At 31.8% G+C, this 519-nt stretch carries 1 protein-coding gene and 1 pseudogene; both read right to left on the bottom strand.

Annotated elements, in window-relative coordinates; genetic code table 11:
• Nucleotides 1-72, bottom strand: a pseudogene (locus IDG60_RS21910) (hypothetical protein); the annotation flags it as partial.
• A 142-nt stretch (nt 73-214) separates the two neighbouring features.
• The coding region (locus IDG60_RS01925; RefSeq protein ID WP_206160436.1) for a hypothetical protein at nt 215-519 on the bottom strand (305 nt) is incomplete at its 5' end.

The raw sequence follows: 519 nt of genomic DNA, 5'->3' as shown, positions 1-519 counted from the left end.
CTTAGTATCGTAAAGTTTAAGTGCTTCGTTGTAATGTGGATCTTTGACAGATTGAATGGTTTTAAATTCCATAAGAACACCTCCCCAATTTAAATAATATTATAGCATAATCGCCTGCTGTAAAAGATTGTTCATAAACTTTTAAATGGTATAAAAAACTGTACTATCTTAAATTAGACAGTACAGTAATCTCATTTTGAATTCAGTGTGATAACTAAGCTTTGGGACCTTTAGATGCTTCAGCAAAATGAGTAATATCAATTTCTTCATATGCTGAGTTATGTTCTTGAACTTCTTTATGTGATGATTTGTCACGAACCGCTACAACTAACATTTTATCGTCTAAAATAAGTTGTTTATATTTTTCTAATTCATCAGGCGCTAAGTTGTAGCGTGATAAAACTGCATGTTCACCATCTTCTCCTGTTAACAGTTTAGTCATTCTATCACTAAATGTTCCACTTGTTGAGATAAGGGAGATTTCAGAGTCGTGTAAGTCATTTAGGTGTAATTTACTTT

This window comes from Staphylococcus sp. EG-SA-2, assembly GCF_017152085.1.
Note: the sequence above shows the minus strand (reverse complement) of the source record. Positions and strands in the feature narration are given on the sequence as shown.